This is a genomic window from Limnohabitans sp. Rim8, from assembly GCF_945901735.1.
Classification (GTDB): Bacteria; Pseudomonadota; Gammaproteobacteria; order Burkholderiales; family Burkholderiaceae_C; genus Limnohabitans_A.
The window spans coordinates 12,757-29,603 of sequence record NZ_CAMDLM010000004.1; the positions used below are offsets into that span (position 1 = coordinate 12,757).

The 16,847-nt window shown below is 60.3% G+C and carries 16 protein-coding genes; 5 read left to right on the forward strand and 11 right to left on the reverse strand.

Annotated features, from left to right (window positions below; translation table 11 throughout):
* Positions 1 to 173: 173 nt before the first annotated feature.
* From Q0O99_RS03100 to Q0O99_RS03120, 5 genes are all read right to left on the reverse strand, one after another.
* Positions 174 to 713, reverse strand: coding sequence for a shikimate kinase (locus tag Q0O99_RS03100; RefSeq protein WP_293748449.1), 540 nt, complete (start codon positions 711 to 713; stop codon positions 174 to 176).
* Between the two features lie 153 nt (positions 714 to 866).
* A complete protein-coding gene (locus tag Q0O99_RS03105) occupies positions 867 to 2,177 on the reverse strand; it encodes a type IV pilus secretin PilQ (protein WP_293748451.1) in 1,311 nt (436 codons plus the stop codon).
* Between the two features lie 143 nt (positions 2,178 to 2,320).
* The gene (locus Q0O99_RS03110; RefSeq protein ID WP_293748453.1) at positions 2,321 to 3,400 is read right to left on the reverse strand and encodes a hypothetical protein; all 1,080 of its coding nucleotides are present in this window, start codon (positions 3,398 to 3,400) and stop codon (positions 2,321 to 2,323) included.
* Positions 3,397 to 3,960, reverse strand: a complete 564-nt coding sequence (locus tag Q0O99_RS03115) for a hypothetical protein (protein ID WP_293748455.1) — start codon at positions 3,958 to 3,960, stop codon at positions 3,397 to 3,399. The genes Q0O99_RS03110 and Q0O99_RS03115 overlap by 4 nt, the downstream gene beginning before the upstream one ends.
* A gap of 74 nt (positions 3,961 to 4,034) precedes the next feature.
* Positions 4,035 to 4,769 (reverse strand): hypothetical protein, encoded by a 735-nt coding sequence (locus Q0O99_RS03120; RefSeq protein WP_293748457.1) that lies wholly within the window; start codon positions 4,767 to 4,769, stop codon positions 4,035 to 4,037.
* A 290-nt stretch (positions 4,770 to 5,059) separates the two neighbouring features.
* Here Q0O99_RS03120 and Q0O99_RS03125 point away from each other — a divergent pair, with 290 nt between their 5' ends.
* A complete protein-coding gene (locus Q0O99_RS03125) occupies positions 5,060 to 7,345 on the forward strand; it encodes a penicillin-binding protein 1A (protein ID WP_293748672.1) in 2,286 nt (761 codons plus the stop codon).
* A gap of 42 nt (positions 7,346 to 7,387) precedes the next feature.
* Here the strand turns inward: Q0O99_RS03125 and cyaY are convergent, their stop codons facing one another.
* On the reverse strand, positions 7,388 to 7,717 hold the full coding sequence (cyaY, locus tag Q0O99_RS03130; protein ID WP_293748459.1) for an iron donor protein CyaY: 330 nt from the start codon (positions 7,715 to 7,717) through the stop codon (positions 7,388 to 7,390).
* Positions 7,718 to 7,756: 39 nt separating this feature from the next.
* On the opposite strand from cyaY, the gene Q0O99_RS03135 reads away from it, so the two are divergent.
* Both Q0O99_RS03135 and lysA read left to right on the forward strand, forming a co-directional pair.
* Positions 7,757 to 7,972, forward strand: a complete 216-nt coding sequence (locus tag Q0O99_RS03135; protein WP_293748461.1) for a lipoprotein — start codon at positions 7,757 to 7,759, stop codon at positions 7,970 to 7,972.
* 79 nt (positions 7,973 to 8,051) lie between these two features.
* Complete coding sequence (lysA, locus tag Q0O99_RS03140) at positions 8,052 to 9,329, forward strand: diaminopimelate decarboxylase (protein WP_293748463.1); 1,278 nt, start codon at positions 8,052 to 8,054, stop codon at positions 9,327 to 9,329.
* 46 nt (positions 9,330 to 9,375) lie between these two features.
* On the opposite strand, the gene Q0O99_RS03145 is transcribed toward lysA, so the two are convergent.
* Together Q0O99_RS03145 and msrP are read right to left on the reverse strand one after the other, a co-directional pair.
* Positions 9,376 to 9,975: a sulfite oxidase heme-binding subunit YedZ gene (locus Q0O99_RS03145; RefSeq protein WP_293748465.1), complete on the reverse strand. Its 600-nt coding sequence runs from the start codon at positions 9,973 to 9,975 to the stop codon at positions 9,376 to 9,378.
* Positions 9,976 to 10,003: 28 nt separating this feature from the next.
* Complete coding sequence (gene msrP / locus Q0O99_RS03150; protein WP_293748467.1) at positions 10,004 to 10,999, reverse strand: protein-methionine-sulfoxide reductase catalytic subunit MsrP; 996 nt, start codon at positions 10,997 to 10,999, stop codon at positions 10,004 to 10,006.
* Between the two features lie 228 nt (positions 11,000 to 11,227).
* Here msrP and Q0O99_RS03155 point away from each other — a divergent pair, with 228 nt between their 5' ends.
* On the forward strand, positions 11,228 to 11,608 hold the full coding sequence (locus Q0O99_RS03155) for a response regulator (RefSeq protein WP_293748469.1): 381 nt from the start codon (positions 11,228 to 11,230) through the stop codon (positions 11,606 to 11,608).
* Positions 11,609 to 11,657: 49 nt separating this feature from the next.
* Here Q0O99_RS03155 and ccsB read toward each other — a convergent pair whose 3' ends face one another.
* The 3 genes from ccsB to Q0O99_RS03170 form a co-directional block, all read right to left on the reverse strand.
* The gene (gene ccsB / locus Q0O99_RS03160; protein ID WP_293748471.1) at positions 11,658 to 12,968 is read right to left on the reverse strand and encodes a c-type cytochrome biogenesis protein CcsB; all 1,311 of its coding nucleotides are present in this window, start codon (positions 12,966 to 12,968) and stop codon (positions 11,658 to 11,660) included.
* Positions 12,965 to 15,091 carry a cytochrome c biogenesis protein ResB gene (locus Q0O99_RS03165; protein ID WP_293748473.1) on the reverse strand — a complete coding sequence of 709 codons (2,127 nt, stop codon included), beginning with the start codon at positions 15,089 to 15,091 and terminating at the stop codon, positions 12,965 to 12,967. The genes ccsB and Q0O99_RS03165 overlap by 4 nt, the downstream gene beginning before the upstream one ends.
* Positions 15,092 to 15,290: 199 nt before the next feature.
* On the reverse strand, positions 15,291 to 15,923 hold the full coding sequence (locus Q0O99_RS03170; protein WP_293748475.1) for a c-type cytochrome: 633 nt from the start codon (positions 15,921 to 15,923) through the stop codon (positions 15,291 to 15,293).
* Positions 15,924 to 16,118: 195 nt separating this feature from the next.
* Between Q0O99_RS03170 and yihA the strand changes: the two genes are divergently transcribed.
* Complete coding sequence (gene yihA / locus Q0O99_RS03175) at positions 16,119 to 16,802, forward strand: ribosome biogenesis GTP-binding protein YihA/YsxC (protein ID WP_293748674.1); 684 nt, start codon at positions 16,119 to 16,121, stop codon at positions 16,800 to 16,802.
* The last annotated feature ends 45 nt before the right edge of the window (positions 16,803 to 16,847 follow it).

The window sequence follows — 16,847 nt, forward strand, 5'->3', positions numbered from 1 at the left end:
GGGCGTTGAGCGTTGAGCGTTGAGCGTTGAGCGTTGAGCGTTGAGCGTTGAGCGTTGAGCGTTGAGCGTTGAGCGTTGAGCGTTGAGCGTTGAGCGTTGAGCGTTGAGCGTTTGGCTTTTGGCGTTGCGCGGCGAACACTAGACCCGACATGCCTCTCGCCTCTCGCTCAACGCTACGGCCCAGCCTGATCTCTCAGCGGCAAATGTCCCGCCAACTCAAGCTGCATGCAAATCATATTGACCAGCATGGCCACCGAAGGGCGGCCAGTTTCGATGACAAAGTGCGCCGCGTCTCGGTACAGTGGGTCACGCGATTCAAACAAGGTGCGCAAACGGCTGAGCGGATCGTCCACTTGAAGCAAAGGGCGGGCGGTGTCATGGCGCACGCGCCGAAATACATCTTCCGGTGTGGAGCGCAAGTAGATCACCTGGCCACGTTCATGCATGTGCCGTCGATTGGCTTCGCGCAGAACGGCACCGCCCCCCGTGGCGATCACGCCTTGCTGCGTTTGGGTCAACTCGTCAATCACCTGCTGCTCCAGATTCCGAAAACTGTCCTCCCCCTCGCGAGCAAAAAACTCCCGGATCGAGCAGCCCAGACGGTGCTCGATCTCATGGTCGGAATCGACAAACGGCTGACCAAGACGGCGCGCCAACTGGCGGCCAATGGTGGTTTTGCCCGAGCCGGGAAGGCCCACAAAGATGATGATCAAAGGAATTCTCTTGCAGAAAAAATCAGCGTCAGCCCCCAAGCTCGGGGCCTGGGGATCGCGGCCTGCAAGTGTATTCGACGCGGTTTGGGCGCTGCTCCCAATCACACGCTCATGTCACAAGTCAAGGGAACAGCGCGAAGACCGTCGCGAACATCAAGGCTGCTCAGTCGCCGGACCATCGGCCATGACGCGGGGCGTCAAAAAAATCAGCAACTCGCTTTTGCGCAGGGACTTGTCGCGGTTCTTGAACAACCAGCCCAAGCCCGGCACATCCCCCAGGCCCGGCACCTTGGCTTCGTTGTTGCGGTCGGTCTCCTCAAAAATGCCACCCAACACCACGGTGCCACCGTCCTCAACGCGCACCTGGGTCTTGACGTGCTTGGTGTTGATGGCAAAACCGGCCGGGGTGAGCTGGCCCACGCTGTCGCGGTTGACGTCCACCTCCAGCACCACCGAGCCGTCTGGGGTGATTTGTGGCGTGACCTCCAGCTTCAGGTTGGCCTTGCGGAAGGTGATCGAGGTCGCGCCACTGGCCGATGCGGTCTGGTACGGCAATTCGGTGCCTTGCTCGATCAAGGCCTTGGTTTGGTCGGCTGTGACCACCCGCGGGCGCGAGACCACCTTGCCCCGGCCATCGGCTTCCAGCGCGGAGATTTCCACGTTGATGAACCGATCGGCCGCCGCGTTGAACAAGGACACTGCAAAACTGGCTGGCGCATTCAATGTCTGCCCAGCCAAGCCCGCAGGCAGCTTGACCTGGTTGCCGGTCACCACCCCCGCGCCCGTCTCAGCATTGCCCGCCCCCAAAGCCAGGGTGTTTGCCCGCTGGTTCACACGCAAGGGCACCGCCAAGCCAGCCCCCAATCGCACGCCCAGCGATTGTCCGAACTGGTCGTCGGCCTCGACAATGCGAGCTTCGATCAGCACCTGTCGCACGGGAATGTCCAGCTGCAGCAACAGTTTTTGCACCTCTGTCAGTCGCTGCGGCAAGTCGGAAATGAACAATTGGTTGGTGCGCGGCTCTGCCAGAACACTGCCCCGGCTGCTGAGCCAGCGGCCACCTCCCGATCCGGCCCCTTGCAAGCGCTGAGCGACATCCGTGGCCCGGGCATATTGCAAACGCATGCTCATCGTCTGCAGCGGGCTCACAGACTCCAGCGCGGCTTGGGCTTCCAGTTGCATTTTTTCGCGCTGGGACCATTCCCCCTGCGGCGCCACCCACAGCACACGCCCATCCTGACGAGAAGCCAGTCCCTTGGACTGCAACACAATTTGCAGGGCTTGCGGCCAAGGCACATCGGTCAGCCGAACCGTCACCTGGCCCTTCACACTGTCGGTGGCCACCAAATTCAAGCCGGTGAACTCGGCAAAGACCTGCAGCAAGGTGGTGATCTCAACATTCTGAAAATTCAGGCTGATGGGCCGAAGATCATCGGCGGCGCCCGATGCGAGGGCACTCTTCAAAGCGGGAGCTTCAATTCCAATCTTCGGACTGGCCTGCTGCGGGGTTTGCGCTGCCACACCAGGCGCCATGCAAAAACACAAACAACACTGTGCGGCAAGCCACATCGGGCTTTTGCAAGCGCTCAAAGGAAGTGCACTGGATCTCATGGCGTTGCCTTTTCCAAACCAATCACCTGCATCGGACCTTGCCCAGCGCGCAAATGCACCTCCCGGGCATGAATGCTTTGCACCACATGACCTTGCGTACCGATGCGCTGGCCCACTCGGGCAGGCACCCAATGTGGTCCAGCCATCAAAATCAGCTGCGCTTCATGCGCATGCCGCCAAATGCCCGCCAGACGCACTTGCTCAAAGGGCCAATCGGCAGGGTCAGGCGAAAGCAGCGCTGTTTGCACAACCGAAGTGCGGTTCTCTTGCGGTGAGGTCAGGGAGGGCACGCCAGCCCCGGTGAGCCTGAACAGCGGGCCCTCGTCCTGTAAGTTCGGGGCCGCCACAGAAGAGGCCACGATGGGCACAGGCGTTGTCACAAAGACAGGGCCACCTGCCCTGGCTCGCCATCCGACAGGGGCAGGACCGGGAAACAAGGCCCCAGGCGCCATCGCTGAGCCCCCACCCGGCATACTCGTTGCCGGAGAAAGCCACAGGCGCATCACGGCTTCGATGGCCACCCCGCCCCCCTGGGGAGTGATGCGCAACCGCTCAATGGCCCAGATTGGGCCGCGCGCGTTCATGGCTGCCCAAACGGCCACCCAATCGTCAAATCGGGCCTGCAACCGCAACGCCACGGCCTGGCTGGGCCAAGCGCCCATGGGGCTGGCTGGCTCAGGTCGCAAAGACAACAAACGCACGCCGTGTTGCGCGAACAAGCGCTCGAGTTGTGGCCAAACTGCGGACTGCGTGCCTTGGACAGGCCACCAAGCCATGACCGGTGGCGGGCCCGCTGGAGCCGTCAAGTCGGTGTGGGCTCCAGGCCCATGGCTAGCCTGCTTTTGCTGCGCCAGAAGTTGCGCCCGCAGGTCTTGTAGCTGAGCCTGACTTTCCCACAAAGCGTCCAAGGCTTGGAGTTGCCCGTTGCCTACCCCCAGCAAACCCAGCCCAAATCCGGCCAGTGCAAATGCCCAGCGGCGTGCCAACCAGCGCCACCGGTCGCGCCAAAGGCTGGGCCAACCCAGCCGCCAAGCAGGGGCCAAGGCACGCCAGGTCAATGCTCGGGGTCGACTCATGGTTGCGCCCTGCCGGGCTCGGCCTCTCGCCGATTGATGCCAGGCGCTGCGGCAACGCGGCCTGTCCCCAACTGCGGCCAATGGGCCTGCCAGACAAACTCCTGCGTCGCCGGTGGGGCTGCGTTGTCAGCACCCGCCGAATTCAGCAGGCTGACCAGCGTCCAGGCTGGGTCCCGTGCAGGGTCAACCAGTGGGACAGACAAGCGCGCTTGGGCCTGCGCCATTCTCTGCAAATTGATCGCCTGGCCGTGCAACTCCAGGCTTTGTGAATCGAGCTGAAAGCGCAACAACTGCACCGAGTCCGGGCCGGCCTCCTGCAGCAAGGCCTGATGCAAGTCCTCCCAGGCCTGTAACTCCACCTTCAGCGCTTGAACATGTGCGGCTTGCTGCTGCCATGTGGTGTGCTGCGCTTGCCGAGCCTTGTCTGTCGCCAACTGGGTTTGCACCTGCTTCAAGCGGGACTGCAGCAGGGCAACTTCTTGCGCCAGATGCAGCCGTTGTTCCTGTACCCCCGCCATTCCCAATAAGGCCGCCAGGCCCCCCACCACCAAACCGGCCAAGGAGGTCCACCTGCGGTGAAGTCTTCGACGCTGCCTCGCCAAAGCAGGGTACTGCAAAAGGTTGAAGGCCATCGTCACAGCCAGGCTTTGAGCGCCAGACCCGAGGCCACCAGGCGGGGCCCGGCGTTCGATTGCAGGGCCTGCTTCAACAAAACATCCCATTCCACAGGCGCCCTGCCCAAGCCTTGCCGTTGACCCAGTTCCTGATCCAAAGTTAAATCGAATTGCCAGTCTTGCGGGGCTTGCGTGAGCAAACTGTCCAGACCCCCCTTGAGATGGCTCACCGCCCGATGGGCTGCGCACCAAGCGGGCTCGACGCTGTCGAGCTGCCAACCGGCCCTGCGCACCGCGTCCTTGAGCGCCAAAATGTGCACCTGATCGCAACCCACCCAATTCACGCGGGTCAGCAAGCCCTGGCTCACCGGGTCGGCTTCAAAATCAAAATTGACCTCATCTGGCGCCAAACCCAGCACCTGTGCCACTTCCAGCTGCACCTCGCTAGCCCAGTCATCGCGGGGCAACTGTGCAGGCAACTCCAGGACCCCCGCCATCACCTTGTCTTCCGCCAAGGCCACAGAAACCTGCTGGCGCGCCCGCACGCCCACCCGCCTCAATCCTTCAGTGAATCCAAAAGCAGCGTGATCCGAGCCCGTGGGAATGATTTTTTCCATCGCTTGCACGCGAACACCCACCACTTTGTGAAATGACAAGCCCATCAAGGCCCAATCCTGGCCATCCGAGGCCAAGCCCCAGGCCCGCCGCACCCGAAGACGGGCCAGTTGCTGCCAAAACCGAGACCAAGATGGCATGATCCTCCTTGTCCAAGCCAAAGATGGCTTGTGTTGCCAAGTTTTGTAACATGATTTTGCTGGAAGAACAATCTATTTTTATATTTAAAGTATTCATATTTCAAAATTTGACACTGTGCTGGCGCGCAGGATTTTTATAATGCAATGCGCCTGGTCATCCGCTGGCCGCACCCACCCCAAGCCCTATGCCCCATCAAGACACTGCACCGGACACCCGCCAAAGAGCCCCCAAAACCAAGCCCCCCGCTTCCAGCGCTTGGGGCTGGCTGGTCAAGTTGAGCTTGTGGGCCATGGGATTGCTTGCAGCAGGCTTGTTTTGTTTGCTGATGGTGGTGGGCGTGGCCATGGTAACGGCCTTCCCCAACTTGCCTGACATCTCGGACCTGGCCAACTACAAGCCCAAACTGCCCCTGCGCGTGTTCACCGCCGATGGTCAGTTGATGGGTGAATTTGGCGAAGAGCGCCGCAACCTCACGCCCATCCAAGACATCCCAAAAATCATGAAGTACGCGGTGCTGTCCATTGAGGACAACCGCTTTTACGACCATGGCGGCGTGGACTACCTGGGCATTTTGCGTGCGGGCATCGCCAACATCGGGCGTTTGAAAAGCCAAGGCGCTTCCACCATCACCATGCAGGTGGCGCGCAACGTCTACTTGTCTTCCGAAAAAACCTACACCCGCAAGATCTACGAAATTTTGCTGACCTACAAACTGGAACACCTGTTGACCAAGGACCAGATTCTGGAGATCTACATGAACCAGATCTTCCTGGGCAACCGAGCCTATGGTTTTGCCTCGGCGGCAGAAACTTACTTCGGCAAATCGCTCAAAAACATCTCCATTGCCGAAGCGGCCATGCTGGCCGGATTGCCCAAAGCGCCCTCGACTTTCAACCCCATCGCCAACCCCAAACGTGCCCGTTCACGCCAGCTCTACATCATCGAGCGCATGGAAGAAAACGGCTACATCACCGCGCAACAGGCTGCGCAAGCCAAAGCCGAGCCTTTGGCCTTGAAATCATCGGGCAACAAAAAAACCCTACACGCCGAGTTTGTCGCAGAAACGGTCAGGCAAATGGTCTTCGCCCAATACGGGCAGGACACCTACACCCGTGGGCTGAACGTTTACACCACCATTCAGTCGCAGGACCAAATGGCGGCCTACCAGGCGTTGCGCCAGGGCCTGATGGACTACGAGCGCCGCCAAGTTTACCGTGGACCTGAAAAATTCATCAACCTGCCCAACAACCCCAAACTGGCCGAAGACCTGATTGACGATACCCTGGAAGACCACCCGGACAACGGCGATGTGGTGTCAGCGGTCGTGCTGGAGGCATCCCCTAAAAAAGTCGTGGTGGTCCGACAAAACAGCGAACAAATCACCATCACAGGTGATGGCCTCAATCCAGTCCAATCGGGCCTGTCAGACAAAGCCCCAGAGGCCAAACGCATACGCAAAGGAGCTGTAGTCCGCATTGTTCAACTGCCTAAGGGCCAGTGGGAGCTGACCCAATTGCCGGAAGTCGAAGGCGCTTTTGTGGCTTTGACGCCGCAAACTGGCGCCATCCGAGCCCTGGTCGGCGGCTTTGACTTTGCCAAGAACAAGTTCAACCACGTCACCCAGGCCTGGCGGCAGCCAGGCTCCAGTTTCAAACCCTTCATTTATTCCGCCGCGCTGGAAAAAGGCATCTCGCCTGCGACCATGATCAACGATGCGCCCTTGTTTTTTGATGGGGGTGTGACCGGTGGCCAGCCCTGGGAGCCCAAAAACTACGATGGCAAGTTTGATGGCCCCATGAGCTTGCGCACCGGCTTGGCCAAGTCCAAAAACATGGTCTCCATTCGCGTGCTGCAATCGGTGGGCACCCGCCCGGCACAAGAGTGGGTCACCCGCTTTGGCTTTGACGCGGACAAACACCCACCCTACCTGACCATGGCCTTGGGCGCAGGCTCGGTCACGGTCATGCAAATGGCCACGGGCTATTCGGTTTTTGCCAACGGGGGCTACCGGGTCAGCCCCCATTTGATCAACCGCATCACCGACTACAAGGACCGTTTGTTGGTCGACAGCCCTGCCCCTGAAATCGATGACACGTCAAAACGTGCGATTCCCCAGCGCAACGCTTTTGTCATGAACAACCTGTTGCAGGAAGTGACCCGCTCCGGCACGGCCGCCCGCGCACAAGCGACACTCAAACGGCCGGACATTTACGGCAAAACCGGCACCACCAACGATGCCATGGACGCCTGGTTTGCGGGCTACCACAGCCAAATCGCCGCCGTGGTCTGGATCGGTTACGACACACCCCGCAAACTCGGCGACCGAGAAACCGGGGGCGGTCTGAGCTTGCCTGTCTGGATCAAGTACATGGAAACCGCCTTGCGGGCCCTGCCCATCACCGAGCCCACGCCTGCAGAGGGTTTGGTCCAAATCGGGGGCGAATGGTTTTATTCGGAATTTTCAGGCAACAACGGCATTGCGTCACTGGGCGGCAACAGCGACACCAGTGGCCAAGCAGACGCCATGCAACCGCAAGAAGAGCGCAAGCGAATACTCGACCTGTTCAGAAATTGAAGCCCTTGAAGGCTTGACACACGAAGCCAATGGCCCAAATGCTCATGGACTGAACGTCAAGCTTTGTCCTGATTGTTCCGAGGCATATCGCGACAGGCTCTGCCAAAACTCACCCTGGCCCTTGGTGTCTTGCCAGTGCGCGCCGTCAAATTTGTAATGAAAACCGCCGCAGCGGGCCGCCAGCCACACTTCATGCAGGGGCTTTTGCAGGTTGATCACGATCTGGCTGCGGTTGGGGAACGTCAAAGTGACCATGCCGCCCACCCGTTGGTTGTCCACGTCGGCATCGGTGTCGTCGTTCAGACGATCACAGCTGATCTCTACGCCCGTCAGCAGGCGTTCAGCTTGGTCCAGAAATTCAAGGTCGGTCATTACAATCGCAGCATGTTGAAGGTGATGAAGATTCTAGTCATGCTGCATGCCCTTGTTGGCGGTGCGGCCGTATTGAGCGCTTGCGGTCAACGGGGCCCGCTGGTCCTGCCCAGCACGCCGGCTTCGGCCGGGCGCGCCACCTTGCCCCAAACACTGAACCCGCTGCACTCGCCCCCCAAGGCCTCGCCAAGCGCGCCTGCGCCCGCTGGCCAAGCCACCACACCGCAACCGATTCCTGCTGCAACGCCTCGATAACGAGCACAGACCCAAGCTCAAGCCCCGTTGACACCTGCCTACTTGACATCCCTTTTTTTTCCCCGAGCATCCTTAACCCATGACCTCTAACACCGCGCTCCCAGGACAACCTCACATCGCCTATGCGGGCGACCAGCTGCATGTGGAGGGCGCGGCGCTGTCTCAACTGGCCCGCGAACACGGCACGCCCTTGTTCGTCTATTCCAAGGCCGCCATGCTCGCGGCCCTGGCCGCCTACCAGCGCGGCTTTGCCGGCCGCCAGGCGCAAATTTGCTACGCCATGAAGGCCAATTCCAGCCTGGCCATCTTGCAGGTGTTTGCCGAGGCCGGTTGTGGCTTTGACATCGTCTCGGGCGGCGAACTGGCCCGCGTGCTGGCCGCAGGCGGCGACCCGGCCAAGGTGATTTTTTCGGGCGTGGGCAAAACCCGCGCTGAAATGAAACAAGCCTTGCAAGTGGGCATTGGCTGCTTCAACGTGGAAAGTGAGGCCGAACTCGATGTGTTGAGCGAGGTGGCCATGGGTCTGGGCAAACAAGCCCCGGTCAGCCTGCGCGTCAACCCTAATGTGGACCCCAAAACCCACCCCTACATCTCGACCGGCCTCAAAGGCAACAAATTCGGCATCGCCCATGAAGAAGCCCTGCGCGCCTACCGCCATGCGGCCAGCCTGCCGGGCCTGAAGGTGGTGGGCATCGACTGCCACATCGGCTCACAAATCACCGACAGCACACCCTATCTGGACGCCATGGACCGGGTGCTGGACCTGGTGGCCGAGGTCGAGTCAGCGGGCATTCCGATCCACCACATCGACTTTGGCGGCGGTCTGGGCATCAACTACAACGGCGACACCCCGCCCGAAGCCGATGCGCTGTGGGCACAGCTGCTGACCAAACTTGATGCCCGAGGTTACGGCCAGCGCCAACTCATGATCGAACCGGGTCGCTCACTTGTGGGCAACGCGGGCGTGTGCCTGACCGAAGTGCTGTACCTCAAGCCCGGAGAGCAAAAGAATTTCTGCATCGTCGACGCCGCCATGAACGACCTGCCCCGCCCGGCCATGTACCAGGCTTTCCACCAGATCGTGCCCGTGACACCCCGCCCGGGCGATGGCGTGGTGTACGACGTGGTCGGTCCGGTCTGCGAAAGCGGCGACTGGATCGGCCACGACCGCCAGATGCAGGTAGCAGCGGGTGACGTGCTCGCCGTGTTGTCGGCAGGTGCTTACTGCATGAGCATGGCCAGCAACTACAACACCCGAGGCCGCGCAGCAGAAATTCTGGTGGACGGCACAAAGGCCCACCTGATTCGCCAACGCGAATCGGCGTTTGACACCTTTGCGTTGGAGCAGCTCGTCTAGAAAGCGACTGAACCCTCAAGACGATGCACAGCGTGTGAGCGGGCACTTAGGGTCGTCGCACTGACCGCAGCAAGCGCCAGCCCAGCAAACCCGCCAAGATGCCGCCATACACCAGCACCTCGTCAAAGTCCTGCTTGCCCGCGCGCATCCACCAAAAGTGCAGCACGGCCAGCACGGCCACCGCATAAACACCCCGGTGCAGCATTTGCCAGCGCTTGCCGCCCAGCCAACGCACAGCGCGGTTGAACGAGGTGGCGGCCAGTGCCAGCAAAATCACAAAAGCACTGAAACCCAACCAAATGAAGGGGCGCTTGAAGATGTCTTGCAGCGTGTCGGCCAGGTCAAAACCCATGTCGAACCAGGCGTAGCACATCAGATGCAGGCTGGCGTAGCCAAACACCAGCAATCCCAGCAGACGCCGAAAACGCAGCAGTTCGGGCCAGCCCAGCAGAACGCGCAAAGGGGTGACTGCCAGCACCAGGCACAGGCTGCGCAGCGTCCAGTCGCCCGTGGCGCGGATCAGGGCTTCGGCGGGGTTGGGGCCGAGCTGGTCCTGCAGGGTTTGCGCCAGCAACCAGGCCAAGGGCAGGCAGCCCAGCACCAAAAGGGCCCACCAAGCGGCGGGATGACGCAGCGCCGCCCTCATGCCCTCAAGACTTTGACCCGCAGCGGCATCAGAAGAACTTTTTCAGGTCCATGCCAGCATAAAGCTGACCGACCTGTGTCTCGTAGCCATTGAACATGAGCGTCTTGCGCTTCTTGGCCAGCAAACCGTCTTCGCCGATGCGCCGCTCGGTGGCCTGGCTCCAGCGTGGGTGGTCCACATTCGGGTTCACGTTGGAATAAAAACCATACTCCTGAGGCGCAGATTTCTCCCAGGAGATGACCGGCTGCTTGTCCGTGAAGCGGATCTTGACCAGGCTCTTGCTGCTCTTAAAGCCGTACTTCCAGGGCACCACCAGACGCAGGGGTGCACCGTTTTGCTTGGGCATCACCTCGCCATACATGCCAAAGGCCAGCAAAGTCAGGGGGTGCATGGCCTCGTCCATGCGCAAGCCTTCGAGATAAGGCCAATCGAGCACACTCGAGCGCAAACCCGGCATGGTCTTGGGGTCAGCCTGGGTGACGAACTCCACAAACTTGGCACCCGGCAGGGGCTCCACGCGCCGGATCAGATCGGCCAGCGAGTAACCGATCCAGGGGATCACCATCGACCACCCTTCCACGCAGCGCAAGCGGTAAATGCGCTCTTCCATGGCGCCCCACTTCAGCAGGTCTTCCAAGTTCACGCGGGCGGGCTTCTTCACCAAGCCCTCGATCTCCACGCTCCAGGGATCGGTCATGAGTGTGTGGGCCCGCTTGGCCGGGTCGGACTTGTCGGTGCCGAACTCATAAAAGTTGTTGTACGTGGCGGCATCTTTGTAGGGGGTGAGCTTGTCCATGACCACGGCACCCGCCATCTTGGTGGGCACCGACGCCAGGGGCGGCAGCTGGCCGGGCCGGGCCATTTGAGCTTGGGCGTCGCGCAGCCCCCAGCCCGCCAAAGCCACGCCCGCCGAGCCCGCGGCGAGCTGTCGCATGAGGTCGCGGCGGGATTGGTAAGCCGCCTGGGGGGTGATGTCGCTGGGCACAGGGTGCAAAAAACCCGATGAAGAAGAGCGGATGATCATGTGATGGACCTGATGGTGAATTACCTCGTGTTCATTGTGAACGGTCCCAATCACTTTTGCACAAAGGGGCCAAAAGTCCCGCAACAAGAGACAAGCCATGCCCCACTGTCGACCGACAGGCCTCGGCATTGGACGTCGCCAAACTGCGGCCAGTTCCAGGCTCTGGCCACACGCCAAGGCCTTTGAGCGGTCGTTAAAATCAAGTACCACCTTGTTTTTTGAAGCCCCATGTCCAACCCAGCCCTGATCGAAGTGGTCGATGACGATCCAGACATCCGGCGCATGCTGCAGCTGGTGTTGGAGGCCCGTGGCTTCAAAGTCCGCACCCACGACGGCGCCCATGCTTACCTGGCAGCCGAGCCGGTGACCGAGCGGCGTGTGATGTTGCTCGATGTGCGCATGCCCAAAATGACGGGCGTGGAACTCCAAGCCCAAATGGTCCAAGCAGGCAACCGCGTTCCGGTGATTTTCATGAGCGGCGAGAGCCTGCCCCATGAAACACTGGCCGCGCAGCAATCGAACGCGGTCACCTTTTTATGGAAGCCCTTCAGAACCGAGGTCCTGCTCAATGCCGTAACCCACGGACTGACGCTTTACGACCAGCTGTGAGTCGGAGGGCCCCAGGCCATTTCTGACTTGAGCAACATCGCCCCTGAAGTCACAGCGTGCCGTAGCTGTGCAAGCCGCTCAGAAACATGTTAACCCCGAGGAAGGCAAAAGTCGTGATGCCCAGGCCCGCCAAAGCCCACCAAGCGGCCACGGTGCCGCGCAGGCCCTTCATCAGGCGCATGTGCAGCCAGGCGGCGTAGTTGAGCCAGACAATCAGGGCCCAGGTTTCTTTCGGGTCCCAGCTCCAGTAACCGCCCCAGGCCTCTGCCGCCCACAAAGCGCCCAGCACGGTGGCGATGGTGAAGAAGGCAAAGCCCACGGCGATCGATTTGTACATCACATCGTCGAGGATTTCAAAAGATGGCAGGCGCTCGGCGATGCGTCGGCGGCCCAACAAAATGCCTGCCACGATGAAGGCGGACACCCCAAAATAAACCATCCAGTAGCTGCTGGTCTGGTCGTTGGCGGATTGGCGGAACACCACCGGCTCAAAACACAACACGATGCCCAACAACCACAAGGGGGCCAGTTTGTACCAACGTGTCTCGCCAGCGGTTTGCTTGATCAGGTAGGCAAAAGCCACCATCGCGGCCAGGGCAAAGGTGCCATAACCAATGAAGTTGGCCGGCACATGGATCTTCATCCACCAGCTCTTGAGGGCAGGCACCAAGGGCTGAATGGCATGCGCCTCACGCACCAGCGTGTACCAGAGCAAAAAGCCCACCGCTGCACTCACCACCAACATGACAAACGCACCCAAAGCGCGGGTCTTGTACTGCGCCTCATAGTACAAATAGAACGCCGCCGTCATCCAGCAAAACATGATGAAAACTTCATACAAGTTGCTGACCGGGATGTGGCCAATGTCCGGGCCCAACTGGTGGCTTTCGTACCAGCGCACCAGGGTGCCGATCAGCGCCAAGCCCACCGCCACCCAAGCCATGCGCGAGCCCAAAGACTCCATGGCATCGCCTTGCCCGCGAATGAACATGCCCGCCCAATAAAACATGGTGCTGATGAAAAACAGCAGGCTCATCCACAAGATGGCCGACTGGCTGGACAGGAAATACTTGAGCAAAAACACCTGCTCGGACCGGGCCAAATCGCCTTGGTAGAGGTAAATGGCCAACAGCGACAAACCCGTCACCACCAGCACCAGGGTGCGCAGCGGCCGCCAGAACCAGGCCAGCCAGATCACCGCTGGCAAAGTGCCGATCAAAATGCCTTGCTCGTACACATCCATGGCGTGCTGGTAGCGGGTGAAGGCGAACACCGTACCCAACAACGCCAACAGAGCAAAGCCCCAATCCAGGGCCGAGCGGCTGGAAAAATAGCCGGGGTTCAAAGTCACAGTCGTCATGGTGTTTTCTCGGAGCGGCCCAGCAAACGGGCGGTCAGTTGTTCAAATTCACGGTCTACGTCCATGGTCTTGCGGTTGGACGACAAGGCCAAGCTCGCTTGGGCACCCGCGCCCTGGGGCGACAGCCAAACCCACAGGCGACGGTCCCGAACATACAGCATGGCAAAAATACCCATGATCAAAAAGGCACAGCCCAAGTACACGATGGACTGGCCCGGCGCTCTGGCCACCTGGAACACGCTGGCTTGCACCTGCTTGAAGTCTTTCAGCAAAAACGTCATGGGCGCGGAGTAAAACGGCGCGTCAGACAGGGCCAGCACAGCTTGCGACATGAAGCCCTGCACTTTGTCGGCAGGCAAAGGTTGGGCTGCGGCTTGCTCGCGCGCCACGGCATCCAACTCGAGCAAGGTGCCGTTCAAAATGCGCACAAACATCTCGCCTGCGCGGGCGCGTTCGGCCTCGGGCACATTGGCCTCCAGAAAATCTGCCAAGGCCTGCAGGCCCGCTACTTTTTGGCCCTTGACTTCTTCTTTGCCTGCAAACAAGCCCAAAGCACGCTCAGCCGAATAGGCCAGTTGCTGGGTCAATTCGGGTCGTTGGGGGTCCACCGCTTGGCGGGCATAACGCTGCACCGCACGCGCACGCAGCTCGGGCGTTTCAAGGGCAGCACGCAATCGGATGAAACCGGTCAACTCGCCGTTTTCATCGGCCGGGGGGCGCAGGTAGCGGTAAGGCTCACTGGGCGCCTCGCGCATGCCCAGCAAGAACACCGGCACGCCGTCACCTGCATCCACCGGCAACATGTAGTTGTTGTATTCACGGGCTTGGCCCGCCGCATCACGCAGTTTGTAGCTGACGCTGGGGCCCACATTGCGCAGGTCTTTGGTCTGGGTGGTTTTGTTACCCGCCCCCAAACGCTCATCGATGGCGCTGCGCAAATCCACCTTGCGCACATCCACCGCTGTGCCTGTGGGGCCTTCACCTTCCGACATGTTCTCGACATTGATGACGCGCAACCCGGTGAACTCCAAGCTCAATTTTTCGTTGCCATTGGTCAGGTCGGTGCTGCCGCCAATGGTGCCTTCCACCTCAAAAGACTGGGTGGCCACCCCCATGGGCACGGCCTGCAGCTTGACGCTGGAGCCGCCGTCGTCAAAGCTGGACTGGTAAATGTTGATGCCCTTGAAGCTGGCCGGGTGGTTCACCTCAACACGCGCTTCCTTTTTCTCGCCCGTGGCCTTGTCGTGGATGATGATGTCGCTGGCAAAAAGCTTGGGCATGCCCGTCGAGTAGTACTCGACGATGAATTTTTTCAGCTCAATGACAAAGGGCAGCTCCTGCAGCAAGATGCCGTTGGACTGGTTCAGGATGGCGGTGCCCGACGCGGTGTCTTCGGCCACCAACAAATTGGCGCGAAACGCCGGGTTGCGCTCGGACAGGCGGTGCTGCGCGGGCACATCGGCGATCAGGCCGCCGCCGTTGTAGATTTCCTTGCCGCCAAACCACATCTGGGCGCGAACAGCCAAGTCGCCATCGAGCAAGCCCCCCACACACACCAGCACGATGGCCGAATGCGCCGCGATGTAGCCCATTTTGTTGGCCGCACCCGCCTTGGCCGCCAGCATCCAGCCCTTGCCCGCCGGGGTGTCCCGCTCTTGCAGCTTGACCTTCCAGCCGCCCGTGGCCAGCAGGGCCCCAAGGCGCTTGGCCGCAGCCTCGGGCGTCTCGTTCAAATGGCCTTCGGCCTTGTGATGAAAAGCCTTGAGGCTTTGCTCGCGGATGTTTTCCTTGTAGTTCTTCAGGTCCACCAGAATCTTGGGCGCGTTGCGGGCAATGCACAGGCTGGTGCTGAGCACCAGGAAAGCCAAAATCAACAAGAACCACCAGGCGCTGTAAACACTGTTGAGATTGAGGGTGGCAAACAACTCGGCCCAAAACGGCCCGAACTGGTTGATGTAGTTGTTGGTTGGCTCGTTTTGCTTGAGCACCGTGCCGATCACCGAGGCGATGCAAATGATCGTCAGCAAGGAAATGGCAAACCGCATCGACGACAGCAATTCGATCACGGCCTGCCCTCGGGGCGAGCTGCGCTCGGATTCAGGGTGGGATGCAACAGTCGTCATGGGGTGTTCAAAAAAGAAGCCAGCATAGAAATGGCGGGACAGGGCCCGCCAGAAACGTTCAAGGCCGGAAAACCGGCCTTGGTGCTTGTCATATCAGCCGATTCTTAATTATGTGCTAGGGCAGTGCCCTTGACCTTAAACCCCCTGAAGTTCACAGGGCAAAACGGACACGTGCCCAGGTCATCACCCGGCCCAACAATCAGCGCAGACCCGCGATGTAGTCCGACACCGCCTTGATTTCGCGGTCGTTCATCTTGGCGGCGACCTGCGTCATTTGCAGGTTGTTCTTGCGCACGCCTTCACGGAACATCACCAATTGGCCCGCGGTGTAGTCAGCGTGCTGACCCGACAGCCGGGGGTACTGCGAAGGCATGCCCGCGCCATTGGGCGAATGGCAGCTCGCGCAAGCGGCGATTTGGCGGTCAGGGATGCCACCACGGTAAATGCGCTCACCCCAAGCCACGGTTTCTTTGGCGTTGGCAAACCCAGGTTTGGCTTGCTTGGAAGCCAACCAGAAAGCGATGTTGCGCATGTCTTCAGGGCTGAGGGCAGCGACCATGCCGCTCATGACGGCGTTGGCACGTTTGCCCGATTTGTACTCTTGCAGTTGCTTGAGCAAATACTCAGGGTGTTGCTGGGCCAACTTCGGGTTGGCTGGCGTGCTGGAGTTGCCATCTGCCGCATGGCAAGCCACACAAGCTTGGCTGAAAATGGCTTCGCCTTTGGCCAGGTCGGGTTTGGCGGATTGCGGCGCAGGGCCGGCAGCCAAGGCAGAACCGGCCACCAAAGCGGCTGACAGGGCGGTGGTCAAGAGAGAGAAAATCGACTTCATGGCGTAATCCAAGAGTTGGCGCAAAACCCAAGGATTCTACAATGAGGTCTGCGTCAGTTTCCTGACGGCCCAAGGTATCCCTGATTTATGAGCTCCCGCCCCCATGTTCGCGTTCCTGCAAGCCCCCCCAAAGCCGCCAAAGCCAGTCCGGCCGTGGTTTCGGCGGCGCGCAACAACCCCGCAGTTGTCACGCCCATGGGCTGGATGCACACCGCCCGTTTTTTGACCACCGCCGCGCAACTGCACCACCTGCCCGCGATGGACGCGCCCGAAATCGCCTTTGTGGGCCGCTCCAACGCGGGCAAGTCCACCTGCATCAACACCCTGACGCAAAAAAAGCAGCTCGCCTTTGCCTCCAAAAAACCCGGCCGAACCCAGCACATCAACCTGTTCGCTTTAGGCAAACAAGGCATCACCGACACCGTGCTGGCCGATTTGCCCGGTTACGGTTATGCCGCTGTGGCCAAGATGGACAAGTTGCGTTGGCAGCAAGTCATGGCCAACTATTTGGTCAGCCGCGAAAACCTCAAGGGCATCGTCATGATGTGCGACCCGCGCCACGGCCTGACCGAACTCGACGACATCCTGCTGGAAGTGATCCGTCCGCGTGTTGAAGAAGGCCTGAAGTTCCTGATCATCTTGACCAAAGCCGACAAGCTCACCCGCGCCGAACAAGCCAAAGCCTTGTCGATTGCGCGTCTGCAGGCCGGTGGCGGTGAAGTCAAACTTTTTTCAGCCCTGAAAAAACAAGGCGTGGACGAAGTGGCCCAACTGCTGTGGGACTGGACCCACTCGGCCGAAGACGCCGCCCCGGCTCCGGCGCACTCCGAACCACCCGAAGCAGAACCCGAAGCAGAACCCGAAGCCCTGGACGAGTGAGTCCAAGCAGTTGACAGCAACTGGATCGCCGCCACGCAAGGAGTG